Raw genomic sequence first — 20,802 nt, forward strand, 5'->3', positions numbered from 1 at the left:
TATTGAACGTTTGGGACGCTGGCCGGACGCCTCGTCAGAGGTAAAAAGCCGGCCCATCTGCCGGCAACCGGCAGAAATGCGCCGCCAGTGCAGATGGTCCGCTACGAGCATAGCTGCCAGGCGTGCAGGCAAGGCGCCGGCGCCAGCTTCGGATCTGGTGGGCCTGGTCGCTGTAGCCGGAAACCGCATCGCCCTCGCCGCTTTGCACGGCCCGGATGCTGGATTGCAGGCGTTCCAGGTCCATCAGCCGCTTGGGGCTGAGGCCCAGGTGCCACTCGAACCAGCGGTTCAGTTGGCGGCGGCTGATGCAGGCCAGGCTTGCGACTTCCTGCACCTGCCAGCCCTGGCTCAAGCTTGCGTGTGCCGCAGCGAAGGCCGGGAGTTCGGCCACCGGCCGGATGTCACGCATGCGCCGAAGCAGCCAGGCGTCCAGTTGCGTGGCAATCCGGCGCGGCGTCCAGGCCGCGCTGAGGTCGACGCTGAGGGTGCGGGTTGCCCTGTCTCCCATGTAGGCCGCCAGGTCCAGCAACTGATCCCTGCAGTGGGAGCCGATGCCGGGAAACAGCCGTGCGAGCCCGGTGCAGCTCAGCATCGCCATGACGAAATACGTATCCGACCACGAGCGCCAGCGTCGGCTGGCCGTTTGCAAGCCCAGCAGGGAAACCCCGGGCACGGTGATGCCGCCCTCCATCTCATTGGGGCGGCCGAAGTTGACCGAAAGGACGGCGCCCGGGTATGGACAGGTGACGATCGGCTTTCCTTCGTAGACGCCCTCGAGGTCCTGCACGAACCAGTATCCGTTGACATACGGAGCCAGGGCGGCGGTCGGGGCAATTACGTGGAACATACGCAGGACTCACTGAGGCTGGGGTCTGATCATTCAACGCCGATTCTTACATGAACTTCGCCACGCGCTGGTACCTTGTGGCTGCCACAGTCCCTGATATTCCCCTCCCCCTGCGGCAGAGCGGTCCAACGCGCCATGGCCTAACCGATGCAGGACAACGGCCGCACCCGGCCAGTTGCGGTCACAAACGCCGCTGAAATGGGGCGGCCGAAGCCCACTACATAAGCAGCCATCCACTTCCCGAGCGCTTCGTCACACAAATTTCACTTTACAGGCTTCCATATTTCGAATATCGTCAAATCATGGAAACCAAGCACGCCCTTGAAGCGCTTGCCGCGCTCGCCCATTCGATACGCTTGTCCGTGTTCCGGCTGCTGGTGCAGGCCGGCCCGGCGGGACTGCCGGCCGGCCGGATTGCCGAGTTGATGGAAATGCCGGCGTCATCCCTTTCCTTCCACCTGAAGGAGTTGCACCGCGCCGGCTTGCTATCCAGCAGGCAGGACGGTCGCTCGATCATCTACATGGCCCATTTCGAGACCATGAACGCATTGCTGGGTTACCTCACGGAGAACTGCTGTAGTGGCAATCCGTGCTCCCCAGTGTCCAACTGTTCCGTCGCCTCGGAGCCCAAATCATGAAGCGCTTCCACGTTCACGTCAGCGTCACCGATCTGTCCGCGAGCATTCGCTACTACTCGGCCCTTTTCGCCGCCGAACCAACGGTGGTGAAAGAAGACTACGCGAAGTGGATGCTGGAGGATCCGCGCGTGAACTTCGCCATCTCGGCCCGCGGCGCGGAGACCGGCGTGGACCACCTCGGGTTTCAGACGGACGATGCGGCCGAGCTGGCCGAACTGAAGCAGCGAGCCGAAGCCGCCGACATGGCGTTGCTCGACGAAGGCGAGACCACCTGCTGCTATGCGAAAAGCGAGAAGTACTGGGTCACGGACCCGCAAGGCATCGCGTGGGAACACTTCCACACCTTGGGCAATGTGCCGGTGTACGGCGAATCCCGGAAAACCGACGTGGCTGGCCAGGAATCGGCCTGCTGCGCGCCTCGCGCGCCGAAAGGCAGCTGCAGGACCATCTCAACCGTATCTCGCAAAGCTGAGCGTCATGGTCGATCTGCGTAACAGACTGGGCGCCGAAGCATTGGGAACGGCGCTGCTGCTGGCCATCGTCATCGGCTCCGGCATCATGGCCGAGCGGCTTGCCGGCGGCAATGTCGCAATCGCCCTGCTGGCCAACACGGCGGCCACGGTCGGCGGTCTGTATATCCTGATCGAGGTCTTTGGCCCGATCAGCGGCGCGCACTTCAATCCTGCGGTGAGCGCGGTGATGGTGGCACGGCGTGAGCTGCCTGGCGCGGCGCTGCTGCCATACATCGCAGCCCAGCTCGTAGGCGCGGTGCTTGGGGCTTGGCTCGCCCATGCCATGTTTGACATGACGATCCTGCAGCTTTCCACCAAGGTCCGCAGCGGTCCTGGGCAATGGATTGCTGAAACCGTTACGACCGCCGGCCTCCTTTTGGTGATTCTGCGCGCGCCAAATGGGCGCGCCTCCGCCATGGTGGCGGCCTATATCGGCTCGGCATACTGGTTCACCGCATCCACATCGTTTGCCAATCCCGCAGCCGCGTTCGGGCGCATGTTCAGCGACAGCTTTGCCGGCATCGCACCGGCGAGCGTGCCGGGCTTCATGCTGGCGCAGTGTCTCGGCGCGGCCATCGGACTGGGGCTGCACCGGCTGCTGGAGCCTCGTGCGCTACCACACGGCCACCCCAACGTCATCGAAGCATCCGGCAAGCGCCAGGCGGACTGACGCCGGCTCGAGCTGGGCGTCACGCTTGCCGCCTTGGTTGGAAGCCCTATTCCATCCGCTGCTCGCAACCAGATACGAACCAAATCATCGAATCGCCATGTCTGTCACCATCTATCACAATCCGGCGTGCGGTACCTCGCGCAACACGCTGGCCATGATCCGCAATACGGGGATCGAGCCGAATGTCATCGAATATCTGAACACGCCGCCTGACCGGCAGACGTTGCGGCAGTTGATTCGCGATGCGGGCCTCACGGTTCGTGAGGCCATCCGGGAAAAGGGTACGCCCTACGCCGAACTGGGCTTGTCCGATCCATCCGTGACCGATGAGCAGTTGCTCGACGCGATGCTGGCGCATCCGATCCTGATCAACCGGCCGTTCGTCATCACGGAGCTTGGCGTGCGGCTGTGCCGGCCTTCTGAAGTCGTGCTCGATATTCTGCCGTTGCCCCAGCAAGGCGCCTTCATCAAGGAAGACGGGGAAGCCGTCATCGACGCGCAAGGCCGGAGGGTCAAATGACCATGGCGCTGCCTAACGTTGTCCCCGCCGTGCTCGATACCCCGGACCTGAATAAGCTGGAACCGGTACGCGTCAGCACGCATCCACCGCGCATCCTGTTGCTCTATGGCTCGCTGCGCGCAACGTCCTATAGCCGACTGCTCGTGCAGGAAGCCGAGCGGATCCTGCAACATTTCGGCGCGGAGACACGCGTATTCGATCCGCATGACCTGCCGGTGTGCGACAGTGTCCCGGCGGATCACCCCAAAGTGGTCGAACTACGCAAGCTCTCGGCGTGGTCGGAAGGCCAAGTGTGGTGCAGTCCTGAGCGTCACGGCACGCTGACCGCGGTTTTCAAGAACCAGATCGACTGGCTGCCCCTGGAGATTGGAGCCCTCCGACCGACTCAGGGTCGCACGCTCGCCGTGATGCAGGTCTGCGGCGGCTCGCAGTCGTTCAACGCAGTCAACGCGCTACGCGTGCTGGGGCGCTGGATGCGCATGGTGACGATTCCCAATCAGTCATCGGTAGCCAAGGCATACCAGGAGTTCGACTCGAACGGCCGCATGAAGCCCTCTTCCTACTATGACCGGGTGGTCGACGTGATGGAGGAACTGTACAAGTTCACGCTGCTGGTGCGCGATCGCAGCGACTACCTGACGGATCGCTACAGCGAGCGCAAGGAGGCGGCGCCGGCGAACGTCACCGCGCTCGCCGCGGCAGCCATGAGCCATGAACAGGACGCGCAGGTCAGCGATACGGATAGCGGCGAAGTCGAATAACAAACAAACGGGATGGCCATGGAGCCAACGACTAGCGTGATCGCCAGGCTGGGGGTTGCCCAGACACTGGCATGGGGCTCCACCTACTCTCGGAATCGGGATGGGCGCGGGCCTTTACGAAGCCGCCTTTGCTACGCTCGTCGCGCTGTACGGTAATCGCTCTCGCGGCGCGGTCACCGGCATCACCCTGATCGCTGGCTTCGCCAGTACGGTCGGCTGGCCCTGTCGACCTTCATGGAATCGCACATCGGATGGCGCGGCGCCTGTCTTGCCTGGGCCGCACTTCATCTGATCCTGGGATTGGCGCTCAATCTCGGCTTATGATTTCCTACGGCGGCTCACGGCCGAATAACGGGCATTCGCGCCCATGAGTTCGCTTGTGAACCTGAACGGACAACGGACCTCGGCCCGCGCGGTAGCCTTCGCGATGTCAGTTCGCACCGGCAGTCGTGTTACAGCGTCTGCGCACCGTAGTTCGCTAAACGGCTCGGCTTGCACCCCCGTGTGAGCGGGGGTGGATGATTGACTGCAATCCTAGAACTTGTGCCGAACGCCCAATGCCACACCCATCATCGACGTCTCACCCCGGCCAAGCACATAGCTGTTGCCCAGCGACAGGCTGTTCGCGTAAGCGATCGCCGCCGAGTCAAACATCAAGCCAGCATTCTTCGCATAGGCGGCCGACACATAGATGTCCGTCCGACGCGCCGAACAGTACCAGCGACGGATAGTCGATGATGTGATCGGCGTGCAGGTGCGTAATGAATGCCGCGCGTAGTGACTCCAGCCCGCGTGACGGAGGGGATGCGCCGAGGCCCGCCTGAAAATATCGGCGCAGCCACCCTGCGCCGAAGTCAATCAGGTATACCTGTCCGTTCACGACCACCGCCGACGATATGCCGGCGGACTGCGTGCCGCGCCAGGACGTTCTGCCGCCGGCAGTACCCAGCAGTACGAGACTGGCTTCCGTGCGTTGCTCGATCGGCACAGGGGGCGCCGGTTGCGCCTGAACGGGTATCGTAGCCACCGTCAGCGCCAGTGCGATGATGAGGCGCATCTGGCGAGCAAAGGTCTTCGTCCGGGACAAGGCCCGGCGTGGGGTAAGACGCATCGCTCAAACTCCGTAGAAGAAGGGGATAGAGGGGTTGTTCATTCCGGCTTGACGCCGGCTTCGGCGATGACCTTTTCCCAGCGGAGCTTTTCAGCCGCGACAAAACGGGCGCCGTCCGCGCGCGACATCGGCATCGGGTACGTGCCGAGGTCCTTCAGGCGGTCGGCGAACGGTTGCTGCGCAAGACTCTGGTTGACCACGGTGTTGATCTGGTCGAGTACCTGCGCCGGCGTGCCCTTGGGTGCGAAGACAGTGAACCAGCCCTTGGCGACAAGCCCGGGGACAATGCCGCTGGCAAGCGGAATGCCGTCGAGACCGGGCAGCGCGGTATCCGACGTGACAGCCAGGGCCTTCAGCCGGCCGCTGCGCACGAGCGGCACGAGCGGCGCAATGCCGTCGACATAGACCGGTATGTCGCCCTTCACCACCGCCTGGATCGCTTGTGTCGTGCCGCTGAAGCTAACCTGACGGAAACGGGTTTTCTGCAGTTGCCCCATCATCTCGGCGGTCAGGTGCGGCACCGAGCCCCGCGTCGGACTGCCGATCACGACATGGTCGGGACGCGCCTTGCCTTCCTTGAGCACGTCGGCCAGGCTGTTGTAGGTCGTCCCCGGTCCCGCGACGAACATCATCGGTGTATAGGCCAGCGTGGCCGCCACGTCGGTATCGCGCTGGATGTCGAACTTCGCCTCCTTGTACATGACCGGCGTCGTCACGGCCGCTGCGGCGTGGAAGATGGCCAGCGTGTAGCCATCGGCCGGTGCCTGCTTCAGCGCGCTCATTGCGACGATGCCGTTGCCGCCGGGCTTGTTCTCGACGATGACCTGTTGCTTCCAGGCGCTGGTCAGGCGTTCGGCTACCTGCCGCGCGATGATGTCGGGCGCGCTGCCCGCAATGGATGGGACAAGAATGCGGACCATCTTGTCCGGGTAGGCGCCAGCGTGGACCGGCAGTGCAATCGCCGTACCAGCCAGCAACGCAAGTGAAAGAAGGGGGCGCTTCATATGATCTCCAGAGTCTGGCGCTGGCGGTTCGCGCCTGGTGCGCTTTTGGTTCGCTCGTCGCCATTATTTGACATGCAATCAAATATGCATTGTAGTTTTATTGACTTAGTCTCAAATAAGGAGATACCACTAGCGCGCCGGCGTCGTTGCCCGGCATGGACGAACGTGGAAGACCGCGCGTCCCGGGCGCGGAGGGAAACGAGGCGTGAACGCGCTCAGGCGGCGCGCGTACTCTTCTTCCTGGCGGGCTTCACGTCGCCCTTCCCCTCGCGCGGCCACGCCTCGATACCGTCAAGCGTGATGCGCAAGCCAGCCTCGAAGGCGGTATCGGACGTGAGGTGCGAGAACACCTTGCTGACAAAGCGCGCGCCGGGGTACTGTTCCGCCGACACCGATTCCAGCCTGTTCTGGATAAACGCCTGGTGATAGGCCGGCAATTGACGGGATGCCTCGGCCATGCTGGCTGCAACAAGATACTGCGCCAGCAGGTGATACCCGAGCGCCACCTGTTCCGCCGAGAATCCGCCTTGCATCAGCGCGGCGGTCATCCGGTTGAAAAACTCCAGGCCGTAGTCGGTCTCGCCCGGCTGCACGTCCTGGAACAGCCGATAGCGGTTATGCGACGCCACGTACATGCTGACCCCGGGATTCTCGACCGCAACCTGGAAACTCAGCCGGGCGATCTGTTCGACGTCGGTGCGCCAGTCGCCGGTCAGCGCCGGCAAACGCTGGATCCGTTGCCGGTAGTAGTCGTTCAGCACGCCCGACACCAGCTGGTCGCGGCCGCCAAGGTAATAGTGGATGAGGCCCGGCGCAACGCCGAAATCCTTGGCAAGCTGGACCATCGAGATCTGGTCCAATGGCATGGTCTTGGCCTGCTGGATCGCGTGCTGCAGGATCGTCACCCGGCTCAGCATCGGCTCGGTGCCGATGGGCGACTCCGCCCTGGGCGGGCGGCCGCGCCGGCGCGGCACCGGACTGCCGGTTGGCTGGGGCGTCGCCTTCTCTACGGTTGCGGCGGACGATTTTCGGGCTGGCGATTTGCTTGCAGCAGGCATGATAAAGAGGCGGAACGGACTCGGGAGAGCACCAGATTCGTCTGGTGCTCCAATTCTATCCGCCTTCGCGCGTGATGCCACCTTGCCTCCGGCCGATCAGGCCGAGGCCGGGGCCGCCGCCATGGCGGCATGCGGGCTGGCCTGCCTGTAACGCCCGAGGGACAGGACCACGGCTGCCCTTGTGGTGGTTAGTGACTGTTGGTAGCGACGATTGAGGGTTGCGGCGCGGCCTCGGCTTACCGCAAGCCCGACTGGCTGCCGAGATACGCCCCGGCACCGGGCGCAGCGGCGGAAAGGCCGAGCCGGCGCAACATCTGCCGCGCGGTACAGACAGCGGTGGACGTGACGGGAATGCCGAGCGCCTGCTGGGCAGGCTCGATGGCGGCCAGCGACGGCATCTGCACGCAGGCGGAAAGCACCACGGTGTCCACGCCCGTGACGTCGAGCCGCTTCACGTCTTCGAGCAATTCCAGCGGGTTGCGCTCACCGACTTCAAGGTTGTCGAGAATCGAGAAATTGATGACGTCCTTGACCTCGATCCCCTCGTGCTCGATGTAGTCGACCACCGTCCTGGTCAGCGCATCGCTATACGGCGCCATCAGCGAGATGCGCCGCGCGCCGAAATCCTTCAGCTCCTCGACCAGCGCGCCGGCCGACGTCATGATCTGCGGCCGGTACGGCGCATCGCCGAGCGCGCCCGCCAGTTCCTCGATCACCTGCCGGTGGTAGCCCTTTCCCATGCACATGGTGGCCACGAGACAGGCGGTGCTCATCACGTCGACCCGCGCGTCGGCCAGTTCGAGCGCACAGCGTCCCATGTCGCGGTTCATCTTCTCCAGTTCCTCGGCCACCACGCGGTGCATGCGCACGCGGCTGGCGTGGAAGCTGAACCGCTCGGGCAGCGCCTGCATCCGTGCGGCGAAGATGGCGGGTACCTCGCGCTCCATCGTGATGTTGGAGCTGGGCACGATTTGTCCAATGCGATACGTCATCGTTGAAATTCCGGGAAACGTCAGGAAGCGGGAACAAGAAAGCGGGCGAGCACGGCCCGTAGCGAGTCGGGGATCGCCGTGCCTTCGCGGCGGTCGAGGCGTACGCAGATCGGCGAGAACATGGCGTCGAACACGTGCCTGCCGTCCGGCCGTTGCGCCTTGCAGCGGATGTCGAAGGAGCGGGTGCGGATGGCCTCAACGTTGCAGGTGATGTCGATCACGTCGTCAGGCCAGAGCGTGCCGATGAACTCGAGGCGCATGGCCTTGCAGGGCAGGCCCACGCCGTGGGCTTCGCCGAGCCGGCCCTCGCCGCCGGCCATGTGGGCGGAGTAAAGGCCGACCGCGCCAAGCAGGTAGTCGGTGAAGCGGCCCGTGTAGACCACGCCCGCCGGATCGCAGTCGCCCCACCGCACCGTCCGCCTGACGACAAAGGGCTGCTCGCTGAGCACGTACTCGGTCGCCTGCATCATGGCTGGCCTGCGGAAGCGGTGCCGGCCACGCCGCCGGCGGCCAGTTCTGCCATGAGTTCCGGGAACTGCTTGCGCAGGCGCTCCTCGTCCACGCGGCCGGTGCGCGTCATGAAGCGGTAGACGAACTCGTGCGGGGTCGGCAGGTCCATCCACTCGCGGATACGCTCGTACCAGTTGTAGGACGCCTCGGAGGCGCTGATCAGCTTGGCCTTCTCCGGTTTGCGCGCCGCCTCGAACTGCGCCAGGGCGACAGGCACGTCATGCGGGTGCGCGACGATCGCATCGGCCAGCGCCATCGCGTCTTCCATGGCGATGCGCGTACCAGATCCGATCGAGAAGTGCGCGCTGGTCAGTGCGTCGCCAATCAGCACCTGGTTGCCGACGTGCCACTTCTCGTTGACGATGACCGGGAACTGCCGCCACGTCGAGTTGTTCGACACCAGCCCGTAACCGTCGAGTTCCGGCGCAAACACGGTCTCGAACAGTGCCTGCCGGTCGGTGGCGCTCATGTCCTCCATGCCGAAGTCGATCCAGGTCTGGTGGTCGCACTCCGCCACGAACGTGCTCATCGAATCCGAATACGGGTAGTAGTGGGCGACGAAGCAGCCGCCCTGGTATTTCCGGAACACCAGCGCCGGGCTCGGGAATGGCTTCTCGACGCCGAACCACGCGAAGTGGTTTGTCAGCGTGCGGCGCTGCGTGCCGAACCCCGCTTCGTTCGCGGTACGCAACTGCGAATTGATGCCGTCGGCGCCGACGACGAGGTCGGCGTCGAGCGCGTTGAAGTCGGCAATGCGCTGGTTGTACGTCACCCGCACGCCGAGTTCGTGCGCGCGCGCCTGCAGCACCGAAAGCAGGCTGATGCGCGGGATCGCCCCGCCGCCGGCGCCCGGCTTCTTCATCACGATCGGATGCTCGTGGCAAACGATCGCATGCTCGTCATTGAAGCGCATGACCCTCGACAGCCGGTCCACCACGACCGGCGACGCCGAGCGCAGGTTCGACAGTCCGGTGTCCGCCAGCACGACTCCGAATCCGAACGTCGCATCCTCCGGATTCTGCTCATAGACATCGATGTCCACATCGGCCATGCGTTCCTTCAGCAGGATCGCCAGGAACAGGCCGGACGGGCCACCGCCAATGATGGCAACTTTCATTGCGGGCTTCATTCAGCATCTCCCGGCGCGATCACCAGCGCTTCCATGTCGAACTGGCGAATCTGCCCCGCCAGCCCGCCGGTCAGTGCGCCGTACCAGACGGCCGGCTTGAAGCCGAGTTCCTTGCGGCGGAACTGCAGGGTGGGATTGCCGTCGATGCGCACGTAGCCGTTGCCGAGCGGCGTGGTCTGGTACTCAGGCGTCTTGCGCGCCAGGTCGATCAGCGGCGCGAACTCGGGCACGTCGAGCACATAGACCGACGCCTTGCCAGCCGCGACCGCCTCGTCGATCTGCCGCGCCTTGCGCTGCCAGACGGGCTCGATGGAGCCGAACGTGGCGCCTTTGTCCCGTGCGTTCTCCATCCCGATACCGGCTTCGATGGTCAGCATGGCGTCGCGCTTGTCGGCGTCGCTGAACGGGCGCACCTGCCACGTGATCTCGATCGGGTAGCCGTTGGGGTCGTTGAAGTAGATCGACTCGATCACTTCGTGGCGAATCTGGTAGCGCAGCGGAATGCCGACCGCTTCCACGCGCTGGCGCCATTGCAGCAGTTCCGCTTCGTCACGCACGCGCCAGGCCGTGTGGGTGGCGCGATCCTGGTAGTGCTCGCGCACGGTCAGCCAGTCGGGTCGCTCGGTGCCGATGTAATAGAAGAACGCAATCGTGCTGCCATTGCCGCTGTCGAAGAAGAAGTGCAGGAAATCGGCGTGGTTGTCCGGGCCCCACCCCTTGGCCGAGATCGCGTGGACCAGCGGCAAGCCGAGCAGGTCACGGTAGAAATGGACGGTCTCGGCAAGCTTCCACGTCGGGCGCGCGGTGTGATGGACGCCGTGCAGCGCAACTGCGGGAATGTCGGGGCGGGCGGATGGATTCTGGTGTGTCATGTCACTTTCCTTGCTGGATGTCTGCCGCTGCCTCGGTCTGCAGAAGCAGCACGATGCGCTCGCGCAGCAGCGCCTTGCTGAGCTTGCCGGAGGCGGTCAGCGGGAATTCTTCGATCACTTCGAGCCGCTCCGGCCACTTGAACTTGGCGAGGCCGGCGTCGTGGAGGTAGGCAGTCAGCGCGGACAAGGTCAGGCCGGAAGCAACGGCCGCGGGCTTGAGCAGCACGAAGGCGCAGACGCGCTCGCCATAGACCTTGTCCGGCATCCCGACCACGGCGGATGCCAGCACGCCGGGATGCAGGTTGATGACGTTCTCCAGCTCCTCGGCATTGATCTTTTCGCCGCCTCGATCGACGACATCCTTGATGCGGCCGCAGAAGTAGTAGTAGCGCTGGCCGTCGACGACCGACGAAGACATCAGGTCGCCGGAGCGGTAGAAGCCGTCGGCCGTGAAGCGCGTCACGTCTTCCTTCTCGGACTTGTAGTAGCCGCGGATCGTGTAGGGTCCACGGAACAGGGCCTCGCCCGGCTCGCCGTCCGCCACGGGGTCTTCGGTCCCGGGGTGGACGATCCTGACCTCGTCGGCCTCCGACACCGGGTAGCCGACCGACTGCTCGCGAACCTCTTGCGGGTCTTCCGGCCGGGTGAACATGATGACGCCCTCGGTCATGCCGAAGATATGGTGGGTTGGCGAGCCAGTGAGCCGCGTCATGTTGGCCGCATTCTTGGGCGCGACGAAGTTGCGGCGCGCGCGGTCCTGGGCGGTCCCACGCAGCAATTCCGGGGCGATGCGATTCAGGATCGGGCCAGCCACGCCGAACCACGTCGGCTCGTAGTCGCGCACGAGCGCCTGCAGCGTGTCCTCGGCAATGTTCGGCGCCACGGTCACGCAAGCGCCGCTCAACAGGAAGGGACCGAAGAAACAGCCCATGTTGAGGTTGTGCATGAACGGCGTGGGAAAGAACAGCACGTCGTCCGCCGTGTAGCGGTTGTACGCGGCGACCGCGCGCATGTTGTACAGGTACTCGTTCTGGAAGCGCGGGATGATCTTCGGCACCCCCGTCGTGCCACCGGAGAGCTGGAACACGGCTGCCTGGAACGGTTCGTGGGTGACATCGGCCAGCATCTGCCGCGCGCGTTCGAGCGGCATGTCGCGGATCAGGTCGGCCAGCAGCACCGCGCTGCCCCGCCGCTCGCCACGGGCCTGCAGGATGAATCGCAGACTCGGCACCTCGGCCTGCATTGCCTCGGCGAAGGCGATGTCGTCGAATTTCGGATCGTCACCCTGCACGAGATGCAGACGCGCTTCGCACAGGTTGCCGAGATAGCCGATCTCGAGCTTGCGGAACGCCTGCAACGAGCAAAGCGGGATAATGCCAGCCTTCAGGCAGCCAAAGAACGCCAGCAGCAGTTCGTTGCTGTTGCCGCACTGGAAGATGGCGCGGTCCAGCGGCCGGAGGCCAAGCTGGAGCAGCGCGGCGCCGAGGCGGTCGGTGCGCTCGTCCAGTTCGCGATAGGTGAACTCGCCTTCGGGGCCGGCGAGGGCCAGCCGGTCGGCATTGTCGCGAAACGACTGCCGGAAGGCGCCGACGAGTGTTTCACCGGTCAGGTATCCCTCGGCCACGTAGCGGCGCAGCCGGTCTTCGTCTGGATAGCGCACGCCATCGAGCAGGACGCTCGGGCGTACGGAGATGGGTTGCAGCATTGTCGGTCTACCTTGATATGTTGTTATCTGCTTGTCCGCCTGGCGCTCAGGCCATCGTCTCACGCAGCCATTCGATGATGTGCCGGCCGGCGATGCGCTGGCCGGGTTCTTCCTCACGGCTGAGGGCCATGCCGTGGTGGTTGCCGCGCACGCGGAGATGGCGCTTGTGTTCGGCGGGAATCTGCTCGTAGATTGCGCGAATGTCTGCCGGGAAGGTGCACTGGTCGCCCGTGTATTCCAGCAGGAGCGTCGGCTGGTGCAGCGCCGGCAGTGTCTTTTCCAGCGATGCATTCGACGACAGGCCCGACCACGTTGACAGCCACGACTCCGGCGTGACCACGCGCCCGAAGCCCACGCTGCCCCAGTTCGATACGAACGGGTCCTTGCCCCATAGCGAGCCGGTCCTGCGGTCCGACGGGTCGAGCGTGATGTCCCATGAGCGCAGGTCCGCGTCGGTGCGCCAGACTTCAAAGATGGGCGCATGCGCGGCGGCGCGGCGGTCGGCATCCGTGGCCGTGCCGGCTTTCACGCGCTGTCTCGCCTCCTGCTTCGTGCGGAGCATGGCCTTGGCGCGCGCGTCGATCCGCGCGACCCGCTCTACCTGCGCCGCACGGTAGCGCTCGACGAATTCCGGCGCGTATCGGCCTTCTCCCGTCTCCGCGTCGAAGCCGTTGGCCTGCGAAAAGGGGGCGAGCGTGACATCGGTCTGCATGGGATCGTCCTCATCCGTCACCGAGGGATCGATTCCGCTCATCAGCAACTTGCCCTGGCCGGGGTGCGGCGAGATCAGTATGAAGCCGTCGACTTCCGGCATGTGCACGTCGCCGAGGTTCGTCGGCCGCCCGCCCGGGGTGCGCGCGATGCGGAGTTCGCGCGGCGTCAGCGCCTGCTGGTTATAGAAGGTATAGAGTCCGGCGCCGCCGGAGTTGCCCAGCATGACGATCTTCTCGTAGCCGAGGTCGCGCAGGTGCGTCATGCCGGCAGCCACATCCAGCAGGGCAATCTCATGCTCCAGCCGCAGGTCGTTGCCGATGGAGCGCGGACCCTGCACCCAGCAGGCGCAGCCGGCATCGAGCACGAACGGCACGAGGTAGTGCGTAATGGCCATCTCGCGCGGATGCATCAGGGAAACGACGGTCTTTTCCCTGCCGGTCACGCTGAACAGGAAGCCGAGTGTGCGCTGTCCGTCGGCTGTGCCCAGCGCGTACGGCACCATCTGATACGGGCGATCCATCAGGCGGGTGTCCCATGAGGCCCCCCGCATCCCTGCCGTCACTTGCGGCTTGTCCTGTTCCGTCATGCTGCCCTCCATAAAATGAGACCGTATCAATAATCTACAAATTATTTGAGATACAGTCAAATAATTTGATGCGACTCAACGGCGTGCCGAAAAAGTGGCGTGCCCGCTACCCGTGTTAGCTGATTCGCCTGCTGGCGGCGCGCGGTCAGGGATGCGATGGGTGATGTCCCCCACCGACGGATCGATCCGACCTAAGAATTGATACCAGAGCAATTAAATTACTAATATTTGACACTGAATTAAATAGTGGTTTGCCCGGATGCGCTGCACCGGAATTGCCCACCGAGCCGGTGGCCAACCGAACGGCAGACATGAGTCGGTAGCCGCCATCCTGCCGGCGAAAGCCTTCGGAGAAAGCCAAAGGCAAATTGCGAATCCTCTGATCGCCATGAGCAACAGAGTTCGCAACACTGGACGCCATCACCGAAACAGCGGTGATCGGGCGTAGCAACCCGAAAAGTGTTCAGCAAGTACCGTCTCAGACGGTCTCGTCCAAGCCGTTCAACGGCGGGCCGGGCGGGGCAGCCGTATGGCTGGCCGGTTTTTCGCTGAACCTCCGGTATTGCTACCCCCGCTGTCAGGCCCGCCACCCTTCCCATGCACCACTCCGGCGGGTTTCCCCCAGCTTTTTCAGGAGCCTGCAATGCAACAGAAAGCCCGTCAGAATCAAGAAATCGTCCCGGCCGCCATTCCGGCAGAATGCCTTGAATCGCTCGATCGGATCAAGGCCGGCCTGGGTAGCGTCCTGTCGCTGCTGGAAGTCGAAAGCGAACGTTCCGAGGCATGCCACGGCGTCCATTGCCTGCTGGCGATGATAAAAGTGCAACTGGACCAGATGGCAGAGAGGTTGTGTCCTGCGGAGTGAGCCGAGGGTTCGACTCTGCAGGAAAGACAGGCCGCAGCCGTTTCCGGCTGCGGCTTTGCATTTCCCCTTCCTTGACGGCTCGCCTTCAGACGGACATACGCCTGTGACTCACACCTGGCGATCCCAGTCGTAACGCCCGGGCTGGCCGTCAACAAAGCGCTGCACGGCCTCCCGGTGGAACGGCGTGGTGGTGACCACGGCCTGCGCGGCGGATTCGAGTTCGACGAACGTGGCGTAGGAAGTCTCGAAGGCGCTGTTGAGCATGCGCTTGGTCATGCCGAGCGCCTGGGGCGGGCCGTCAGCGAAGCGCCGGGCGAACTGGCGTGCCTGCTCCGGGAGCGTCTCGTGCGGGAAGATGGAATGCACGATGCCCAGGTCTTTCGCTTCCTCGACGCTGACGCGGCGGGCCGTCATCATCAAATCCTTGGCGACGGCCATGCCGACCACGCGCGGCAGGAAATAGGCGGCGGCCATATCGGGGATCATGCCCACCTTGGCAAACGACATGCCGAAGAACGCGCGCGACGACGCCAGCACAAAGTCGGCAATCAGGGCCAGCCCCATGCCGGCACCCACCGCCGGACCGTCCACGGCGGCGATGACCGGGATCTCCAGGCTGCGCAGCCGGCTGACCCAGCCATGCAGCACGAGAACGCGGCGGCGCGTGGCGTCGGGCGTGTGCTGCGGCGCATCCGGGTTGTCGATACGCGCCTTCATGCCCCGCAGGTCGCCGCCGGCGCTGAATACCCCGCCCTCGCCGGTGATGATCAGGGCGCGCACCTCCGGGTTGCCCTCCACGCGGTCCAGCATGTCGGTGTAGTCCTCGCGCAGTTCGAGCGAGAGCGGATTGCGCCGCTTGGGCTGCGTATGCGTGAACACGGCGATGCCATCGCGGATTTCCAGCCGCGATTCGCGCAGCGTGATGATGTCTTCCTGCATGTCGTGATCCTCCTCAGGCGTCGAAGCGGTTGAGCGATGCCTGCAGCGCGCTGCGGCACTCGGCCACCATGCGCGAGACCAGTTCCTCGCAGGTCGGGATGTCGTCGATCAGTGCAACGGCCTGGCTGGCGCAGACCAGCCCCGCATGCACATCGCCGGAATCCAGTGCCTTCCTGCCGCGCGGGCCGGCCAGCAGGTGAGCGAGATCCTCGTAGGTAGCGCCGCCGGGCCGATGTTCCATCGACCGGACTTCATCGGCCACCGGGTTGCGGAAGTAGCGGGCGGTATGGCCGAGCGTCCGCTTGATCAGGCTTGTATCGAGTTCGGTGCCCTGGAGCAGCATCTGCTTGACGTTCTCGTGGATCTCGCATTCCTGGGTCAGCGTGAACCGGGTGCCGACGTTCACGCCCTCGGCACCCAGCACGAGCGCGGCCGCCATGGCGCGTCCGCCCCAGATGCCGCCGGAGGCGATCACCGGGATGTTCACGGCCTGCACGGTGGCGGGAATCATCACCATGCTGCCCACATCGCCGTCGCCGATATGTCCGGCCGCTTCGAAGCTGTCGATGGAGATCACGTCCACGCCCAGGCGTTCAGCGGCCCGCGCGTGGCGCACCGAGGTGCACTTGTGGATGACGGTAATGCCCGCCGACTTGAAGGCCTCGATCACGGGGCGCGGGTTGTTGCCGGCGGTCTCGACGATCTTCACGCCGCTGGCGACGATCGCGGCGACCCAGTCGTCGTAGACCACGCCCTGGGCCGCGAACGACAGCGTGAGGTTCACGCCGAACGGCTGGTCGGTGAGTTCGCGCGTGCGGTCGATCTCGCGCCGCAGTTCGTCCGGATTGGGCTGCGTGCGCGCCGTGACCATGCCGAGTGCGCCGGCGTTCGATACGGCCGCTGCCAGCCTGGCGCGGCCGATCCATTGCATGCCGCCCTTTACGATCGGGTATCGGATGCCCAGTAATTCGGTGAGACGTGTCTTCATGTTTGTTCTCTGTCGATGTTGGGTAGGTGTTGAAATGCCCCGCGCCTGCCGCCGCCGCGATACGCGCTTCGCGAGCCGGCATGGGGTGGTATTTGGAAGCGCAAACAAAATGAGCGATGGTTTGCTCCCCTCTCCCACTTGCGTGGGAGAGGGGAGCAACCAGCCAGCCGGTCATTTTGTTAGGCCCTTTTAGTCGATGGTAGCGCCGGAACGCTGGATGACCGCCTTCCACTTGCCGCGTTCCGACGCCACGAAGCTGCCAAGCCGCGCGCCGCCGAGCGCGAGCGGGATGCCGCCCATCTTCCGGATCTCGGCAATGACCGCGGGATCGGCCAGCAGGCGGCCGATGTCGGCCTGCCACTTCGCCACGATGGCCGGGCTGGTCCTGGCCGGAAAGAAGAGTCCGATCCATGACGTCGATTCGACGCCCGGAAAGCCCGACTCCGCGGTGGTCGGCACCTGCGGCAGCGCGGGCAGGCGCGTGGCGCCGGTCACCGCCAAGGCGCGCAGCTTGCCGGCCTCGATCTGCGCAAGCGTCGAGACGGGATAGTCGAAGGCCAGGTCCACCTGTCCCGCCAGCAGGTCGGTGATGACCGGAGCGCTGCCCTTGTAGGGAATGTGGACGAGCCGGATTCCGGCCTCGGCCTGGAACAGTTCGGCGACGAGATGCGTGCCGGTCCCGTTACCGGCGGAGGCGACGGTCAGCTTGCCGGGATTCGCGCGGGCGTAGTCCACCAGTTCCCTGACGGAACGGAACGGCAGCCGGCTGCTCACCACCAGCACGTTCGGGATCGACGCGAGTCCCTGGGCAGGGACGAAGTCCTTCGACGGATCGAAGCGCAGCGACTTGTAGAGGAACTGGTTGCTCACCATCATGCCCTGCGTGCCCATCAGCACGGTGTAGCCGTCCGGCTGCGCGCGGGCGCCAAGCTCCGCCGCGATGTTGCCGCCCGCTCCGGGGCGGTTGTCCACCACGACCTGTACGCCGAAATCGCGCCCCATGCGGGCTGCGACAAGGCGCGCGAGCTGGTCCGTGATGCCCCCGGGGGGCCCCGGCACGACCAGGGTCACGGGCTTGGCGGGATAGCCCTCGCCAGTCGCTGCCTGTGCCGATGCCGTCGGCGTCAGGGCGATCACCGCCCCAGCGACGATCGCGGCGCCCATCGTTCTTGCCATCCCGGCAAGCCGGTTCCTGATAGCCCTTCTGGTCATTCCTTCGTCTCCTTCTGGCGGCTTGGCCGGGAACCGCAACGGGACGTTCCCGGCACAAGCTTTTTCGGTATGTCGTAGATCGCTCCCGTTCATCGAAATTTATTCTACGACATGCAGGACATGTCTTCCATATATGGGAAAACACCTAGATGAATCGATTGGGGGCTGGAGACCCGGCAAAGACGCGGGTTTCCGGACGAATACGATATTTCGTACAGAACCCCAACCCATCGAATTATCTTGACAAGCTATGTACGACATGTCGTAAAGTAATCCCACATTCCGTACATACATCAGATCGACGGAGCCCCAATTGCCCACCCTGATCCCTGCCGCGAGCCGCACGATGGCCGTCTTCGAAGTCTTCGCCCGCGAACAGCGCGACCTGTCGAACTCCGACGTGGCGCGCCTGCTTTCCGTGGCGGACAGCAGCTGTTCCGACCTGCTGCACACCCTGCATTCCCTCGGCTACCTGATGCGCACCTCGCGCACGCGGCGCTTCTACCCGACGGGCCGCCTGCTGGAAACCGCGCGCCGCATTGCCGAAAGCGATCCGCTGACCCGCGTGGCGCAGGAAGCCGTCGAGCAGCTAGCCGAGCGCACCAACGAAAGCGCCTTCTTCGGCGTCCTGGAACCGACGGCGGTCAAGGTGGCCGCCGCCGCCGCGAGCCGGCTGCCCCTGCGCTACATCCTCGACGTGGGCGAGCGCGTGGCGCTGCACGCCTCGGGGCTGGGCAAGGCGATGCTGGGCATGCTGCCCGAGGACGAGGCCCGCTCGCGTCTCAACGCCATTCGCCGGCCCGCCGTCACCCCGCACACCGTGGTGGACGTGGACCGCCTGCTGGAACAGCTGCGCCGCGGCCGCGAACTGGGCTGGTACGAGGCCCATGACGAGGGCACGCCCGGCGTCACCGCGTTGGCCGTATCGCTGCGGCTCGGTGGCCAGCCGGTCGGCCTGTCGCTGGCGGGCCCCGTCGACCGCATCGAAAAGCATCGCGAAACCTATCTGTCGGCCCTGCATGAAGTCAGCCAGGCGCTGCAGGCCGACAACTGAGCAACCCCTGGCATCTGGAGCAGACATGGATCTTGGATTGAACGATCGCGTGGCGATCATCACCGGCTCGGCGCGCGGCATCGGCGCGGAGACGGCACGCATGCTGGCGAAGGAAGGCGCTTCGGTCGTCGTGACCGATCTCGACCTCGACGCAGCCGCGGAAAACGCCCGCGCCATCGAGGCGGCCGGCGGCAAGGCCATCGCCGTGGCCTGCGACGTGCGCAAGGAAGAACAGGTCAAGCAGCTTGCCGGCGCCGCGCTGGAAGCCTACGGCCGCATCGACGTGCTGGTGAACAACGCCGGGCTGGTCAAGGACCGCACCATCCTGAAGATGGACGAGTCCGACTGGGACCTCGTGCTGGACGTCACCCTGAAGGGCGCCTTCCACTGCTGCCGCGCCGTGCTGCCCGCGATGCACGAGCGCGGCTGGGGCCGCATCATCAACATCAGCTCGCGCGCCCTGTTCGGCAATCCGGGCCAGGCCAACTACTCGACCGCCAAGGCCGGGATCCTCGGGCTCACCCGCGCGCTGTCGCTGGAGCAGGCGCGCAAGGGCGTGACGGTCAACGCCATCGCCCCGGGCTATATCGAGACCGAGTACATCAAGAGCCTGCCCAACTACGAAACCATCCTCGCCAACGTGATGGCGAAGAACGCCGTCTCCTTCCCCGGACAGACCAGCGACATCGCCGGCGCGGTGTGCTTCATGGCGTCCGAACACGCCCGCTACATCACGGGCACCACCCTTTTCGTGACGGGAGGCCGCTATGGCTGATCAACCGAGTGTCGACGTCGACGGCCTGGACGCCAGCCAGCAACTGCTGCGCGACAATATCCGCCGTTACCTGAAGGAACACATCGCGCCACGCATCCCGCAGGCCGAGCGCGACAAGCAGTTCCCGCACGAGGCGATGGCCGGCCTGATCGACTTCGGCTATTTCGGCGGCATCCTGCCCGAGGCCGACGGCGGCCTTGGCCTGGACTACCCGACCTGGGCGGTGATGATGGAAGAAGCCGGCTACTGCTGGCTGTCGCTGCGCATCCTGCTCAACGGCCTGAACATCGTCTCCGGCATCATCAACGCCTACGGCACCGAGGACCAGAAGGCGCGCTTCGTGCGCCCGCTGCTACGCAACGCGCGCAAGCCGTTCGTGTCGATCTCCGAACCGGACGTGGGCTCCAATGTGGCCGAGGTCAAGACCCGCGCCGACAAGCGCGGCGACACCTACGTGCTCAACGGCAGCAAGCTGTGGATCACCAACGGCATGTTCGCCGACTTCGGCATCGTGGTGGCCCGCACCTACAGCGAGACCTGCAACGGCGAACTGTCGCTGTTCCTGGTCGAGCGCGATGTGACGAAGTACGACGCCACGCCGGTCGACGTGGTGTTCACGCGCAGCACCGGCACCGCCGCTTTCACCTTCGAGAACGCCGAGGTCCCGGCCGCCAACCTGATCGGCACGGAGGGCCAGGGCCTGCGCCAGATCCTGATCGGCCTGAACTTTGGCCGCCTCAATGTGGCGATGGGCGCGGTGGGCGCGGCGCAGTGCGCACTCGACCTGTCCATCGACTACGCGCTGCAGCGCAAGCAGTTCGGCCGCCAGATCGGCTCGTTCCAGCTCGTGCAGAAGCACATCGTCGACATGACGATGCGCGTGCAGGCCGCGCGCTCGCTCGGCTACCGCGCCGCGCGGGCGATGCAGAGCGGCACCGCGCGCACGGAATGCTCGATCGCCAAGCTGTACGCCACCGAGGCGGCGTTCGAGGTGGCGAACCTCGGCCTGCAGGTGCATGGCGGCATCGGATACGCGACTGACTACCCCATCGAGCGCATCTTCCGCGACACGCGCGGCGGGATGATTCCCGAAGGCACGACCGAAATTCAGACGCTGATCATCGGCCGCGAAATCCTGGGCGTGAGCGCCCTGACCTGAATACCAAGAAATTATTGATGTTTCCCTATTTCGCGACAACATCAAAACGACCACCGTCATTCCCGCGCAGGCGGGAATCCAGCGTCTTTGAAGTCCACCGAAGGGGGGAAAAAAGCCACTGGGTCCCCGCCTACGCGGGGACGACGAATATTTGGCGTTGTCGTGAATTTTGGAAAGCTCA

Annotated in this window: 22 protein-coding genes and 2 pseudogenes; 10 read left to right on the forward strand and 14 right to left on the reverse strand. The window is 64.8% G+C overall.

Features of this window, described 5'->3' with window-relative positions; translation table 11 throughout:
- Positions 1-34 precede the first annotated feature (34 nt).
- The gene (locus JTE92_RS06045; RefSeq protein WP_063239330.1) at positions 35-847 is read right to left on the reverse strand and encodes an AraC family transcriptional regulator; all 813 of its coding nucleotides are present in this window, start codon (positions 845-847) and stop codon (positions 35-37) included.
- A gap of 302 nt (positions 848-1,149) precedes the next feature.
- On the opposite strand from JTE92_RS06045, the gene JTE92_RS06050 reads away from it, so the two are divergent.
- The 6 genes and pseudogenes from JTE92_RS06050 to JTE92_RS30345 all read left to right on the forward strand — a co-directional run.
- Positions 1,150-1,485 (forward strand): ArsR/SmtB family transcription factor, encoded by a 336-nt coding sequence (locus JTE92_RS06050; RefSeq protein ID WP_063239329.1) that lies wholly within the window; start codon positions 1,150-1,152, stop codon positions 1,483-1,485.
- Complete coding sequence (locus tag JTE92_RS06055) at positions 1,482-1,979, forward strand: ArsI/CadI family heavy metal resistance metalloenzyme (RefSeq protein ID WP_063239328.1); 498 nt, start codon at positions 1,482-1,484, stop codon at positions 1,977-1,979. Before JTE92_RS06050 ends, JTE92_RS06055 begins: the two co-directional genes overlap by 4 nt.
- Positions 1,963-2,667 carry an aquaporin gene (locus tag JTE92_RS06060; RefSeq protein WP_063239327.1) on the forward strand — a complete coding sequence of 235 codons (705 nt, stop codon included), beginning with the start codon at positions 1,963-1,965 and terminating at the stop codon, positions 2,665-2,667. The genes JTE92_RS06055 and JTE92_RS06060 overlap by 17 nt, the downstream gene beginning before the upstream one ends.
- 97 nt (positions 2,668-2,764) lie before the next feature.
- Positions 2,765-3,187: an arsenate reductase (glutaredoxin) gene (gene arsC, locus JTE92_RS06065; RefSeq protein WP_063239326.1), complete on the forward strand. Its 423-nt coding sequence runs from the start codon at positions 2,765-2,767 to the stop codon at positions 3,185-3,187.
- The gene (arsH, locus tag JTE92_RS06070) at positions 3,184-3,948 is read left to right on the forward strand and encodes an arsenical resistance protein ArsH (protein ID WP_063239325.1); all 765 of its coding nucleotides are present in this window, start codon (positions 3,184-3,186) and stop codon (positions 3,946-3,948) included. The genes arsC and arsH overlap by 4 nt, the downstream gene beginning before the upstream one ends.
- A gap of 88 nt (positions 3,949-4,036) precedes the next feature.
- Positions 4,037-4,269, forward strand: a pseudogene (locus tag JTE92_RS30345) (MFS transporter); the annotation flags it as partial.
- Between the two features lie 213 nt (positions 4,270-4,482).
- Here the strand turns inward: JTE92_RS30345 and JTE92_RS30350 are convergent.
- The 10 genes and pseudogenes from JTE92_RS30350 to JTE92_RS06115 all read right to left on the reverse strand — a co-directional run.
- Positions 4,483-4,665 (reverse strand): annotated as a pseudogene (locus tag JTE92_RS30350) (porin); the annotation flags it as partial.
- Positions 4,595-5,059, reverse strand: a complete 465-nt coding sequence (locus JTE92_RS06075) for an MBL fold metallo-hydrolase (RefSeq protein ID WP_063239324.1) — start codon at positions 5,057-5,059, stop codon at positions 4,595-4,597. The pseudogene JTE92_RS30350 and the gene JTE92_RS06075, both read right to left, overlap by 71 nt.
- A gap of 38 nt (positions 5,060-5,097) precedes the next feature.
- On the reverse strand, positions 5,098-6,063 hold the full coding sequence (locus tag JTE92_RS06080) for a Bug family tripartite tricarboxylate transporter substrate binding protein (RefSeq protein WP_063239323.1): 966 nt from the start codon (positions 6,061-6,063) through the stop codon (positions 5,098-5,100).
- 215 nt (positions 6,064-6,278) lie between these two features.
- Positions 6,279-7,037: a TetR/AcrR family transcriptional regulator gene (locus tag JTE92_RS06085; protein WP_232353445.1), complete on the reverse strand. Its 759-nt coding sequence runs from the start codon at positions 7,035-7,037 to the stop codon at positions 6,279-6,281.
- A gap of 320 nt (positions 7,038-7,357) precedes the next feature.
- Complete coding sequence (locus JTE92_RS06090) at positions 7,358-8,113, reverse strand: maleate cis-trans isomerase family protein (RefSeq protein WP_063239321.1); 756 nt, start codon at positions 8,111-8,113, stop codon at positions 7,358-7,360.
- 20 nt (positions 8,114-8,133) lie between these two features.
- A complete protein-coding gene (locus tag JTE92_RS06095) occupies positions 8,134-8,583 on the reverse strand; it encodes an acyl-CoA thioesterase (protein WP_063239320.1) in 450 nt (149 codons plus the stop codon).
- Complete coding sequence (locus JTE92_RS06100) at positions 8,580-9,740, reverse strand: FAD-dependent monooxygenase (protein ID WP_063239319.1); 1,161 nt, start codon at positions 9,738-9,740, stop codon at positions 8,580-8,582. Before JTE92_RS06100 ends, JTE92_RS06095 begins: the two co-directional genes overlap by 4 nt.
- Before the next feature lie 8 nt (positions 9,741-9,748).
- Positions 9,749-10,624 carry a VOC family protein gene (locus JTE92_RS06105; protein ID WP_063239318.1) on the reverse strand — a complete coding sequence of 292 codons (876 nt, stop codon included), beginning with the start codon at positions 10,622-10,624 and terminating at the stop codon, positions 9,749-9,751.
- A 1-nt stretch (position 10,625) separates the two neighbouring features.
- Positions 10,626-12,329, reverse strand: a complete 1,704-nt coding sequence (locus JTE92_RS06110) for an AMP-binding protein (protein WP_063239317.1) — start codon at positions 12,327-12,329, stop codon at positions 10,626-10,628.
- Positions 12,330-12,375: 46 nt separating this feature from the next.
- Positions 12,376-13,629 (reverse strand): alpha/beta hydrolase, encoded by a 1,254-nt coding sequence (locus JTE92_RS06115; protein WP_198065801.1) that lies wholly within the window; start codon positions 13,627-13,629, stop codon positions 12,376-12,378.
- 643 nt (positions 13,630-14,272) lie between these two features.
- On the opposite strand from JTE92_RS06115, the gene JTE92_RS06120 reads away from it, so the two are divergent.
- On the forward strand, positions 14,273-14,494 hold the full coding sequence (locus JTE92_RS06120; RefSeq protein WP_063239316.1) for a DUF1484 family protein: 222 nt from the start codon (positions 14,273-14,275) through the stop codon (positions 14,492-14,494).
- 108 nt (positions 14,495-14,602) lie between these two features.
- Here the strand turns inward: JTE92_RS06120 and JTE92_RS06125 are convergent, their stop codons facing one another.
- The 3 genes from JTE92_RS06125 to JTE92_RS06135 form a co-directional block, all read right to left on the reverse strand.
- On the reverse strand, positions 14,603-15,433 hold the full coding sequence (locus JTE92_RS06125; RefSeq protein ID WP_063239315.1) for an enoyl-CoA hydratase/isomerase family protein: 831 nt from the start codon (positions 15,431-15,433) through the stop codon (positions 14,603-14,605).
- 13 nt (positions 15,434-15,446) lie between these two features.
- Positions 15,447-16,421, reverse strand: a complete 975-nt coding sequence (locus JTE92_RS06130; protein WP_063239314.1) for an NAD(P)H-dependent flavin oxidoreductase — start codon at positions 16,419-16,421, stop codon at positions 15,447-15,449.
- A 189-nt stretch (positions 16,422-16,610) separates the two neighbouring features.
- The gene (locus tag JTE92_RS06135) at positions 16,611-17,597 is read right to left on the reverse strand and encodes a Bug family tripartite tricarboxylate transporter substrate binding protein (protein WP_239477800.1); all 987 of its coding nucleotides are present in this window, start codon (positions 17,595-17,597) and stop codon (positions 16,611-16,613) included.
- Positions 17,598-17,946: 349 nt separating this feature from the next.
- Between JTE92_RS06135 and JTE92_RS06140 the strand changes: the two genes are divergently transcribed.
- The 3 genes from JTE92_RS06140 to JTE92_RS06150 are packed head-to-tail and all read left to right on the forward strand — an operon-like array spanning position 17,947 to position 20,621.
- Complete coding sequence (locus tag JTE92_RS06140; RefSeq protein ID WP_063239312.1) at positions 17,947-18,687, forward strand: IclR family transcriptional regulator; 741 nt, start codon at positions 17,947-17,949, stop codon at positions 18,685-18,687.
- A 25-nt stretch (positions 18,688-18,712) separates the two neighbouring features.
- Entirely contained in the window at positions 18,713-19,462 is a 750-nt protein-coding gene (locus tag JTE92_RS06145; protein WP_063239311.1) for an SDR family NAD(P)-dependent oxidoreductase, read from the forward strand.
- Positions 19,455-20,621 carry an acyl-CoA dehydrogenase family protein gene (locus JTE92_RS06150; RefSeq protein ID WP_063239310.1) on the forward strand — a complete coding sequence of 389 codons (1,167 nt, stop codon included), beginning with the start codon at positions 19,455-19,457 and terminating at the stop codon, positions 20,619-20,621. The genes JTE92_RS06145 and JTE92_RS06150 overlap by 8 nt, the downstream gene beginning before the upstream one ends.
- Positions 20,622-20,802: the final 181 nt, after the last annotated feature.

The organism is Cupriavidus oxalaticus, from assembly GCF_016894385.1.
Taxonomy (GTDB): Bacteria; Pseudomonadota; Gammaproteobacteria; order Burkholderiales; family Burkholderiaceae; genus Cupriavidus; species Cupriavidus oxalaticus.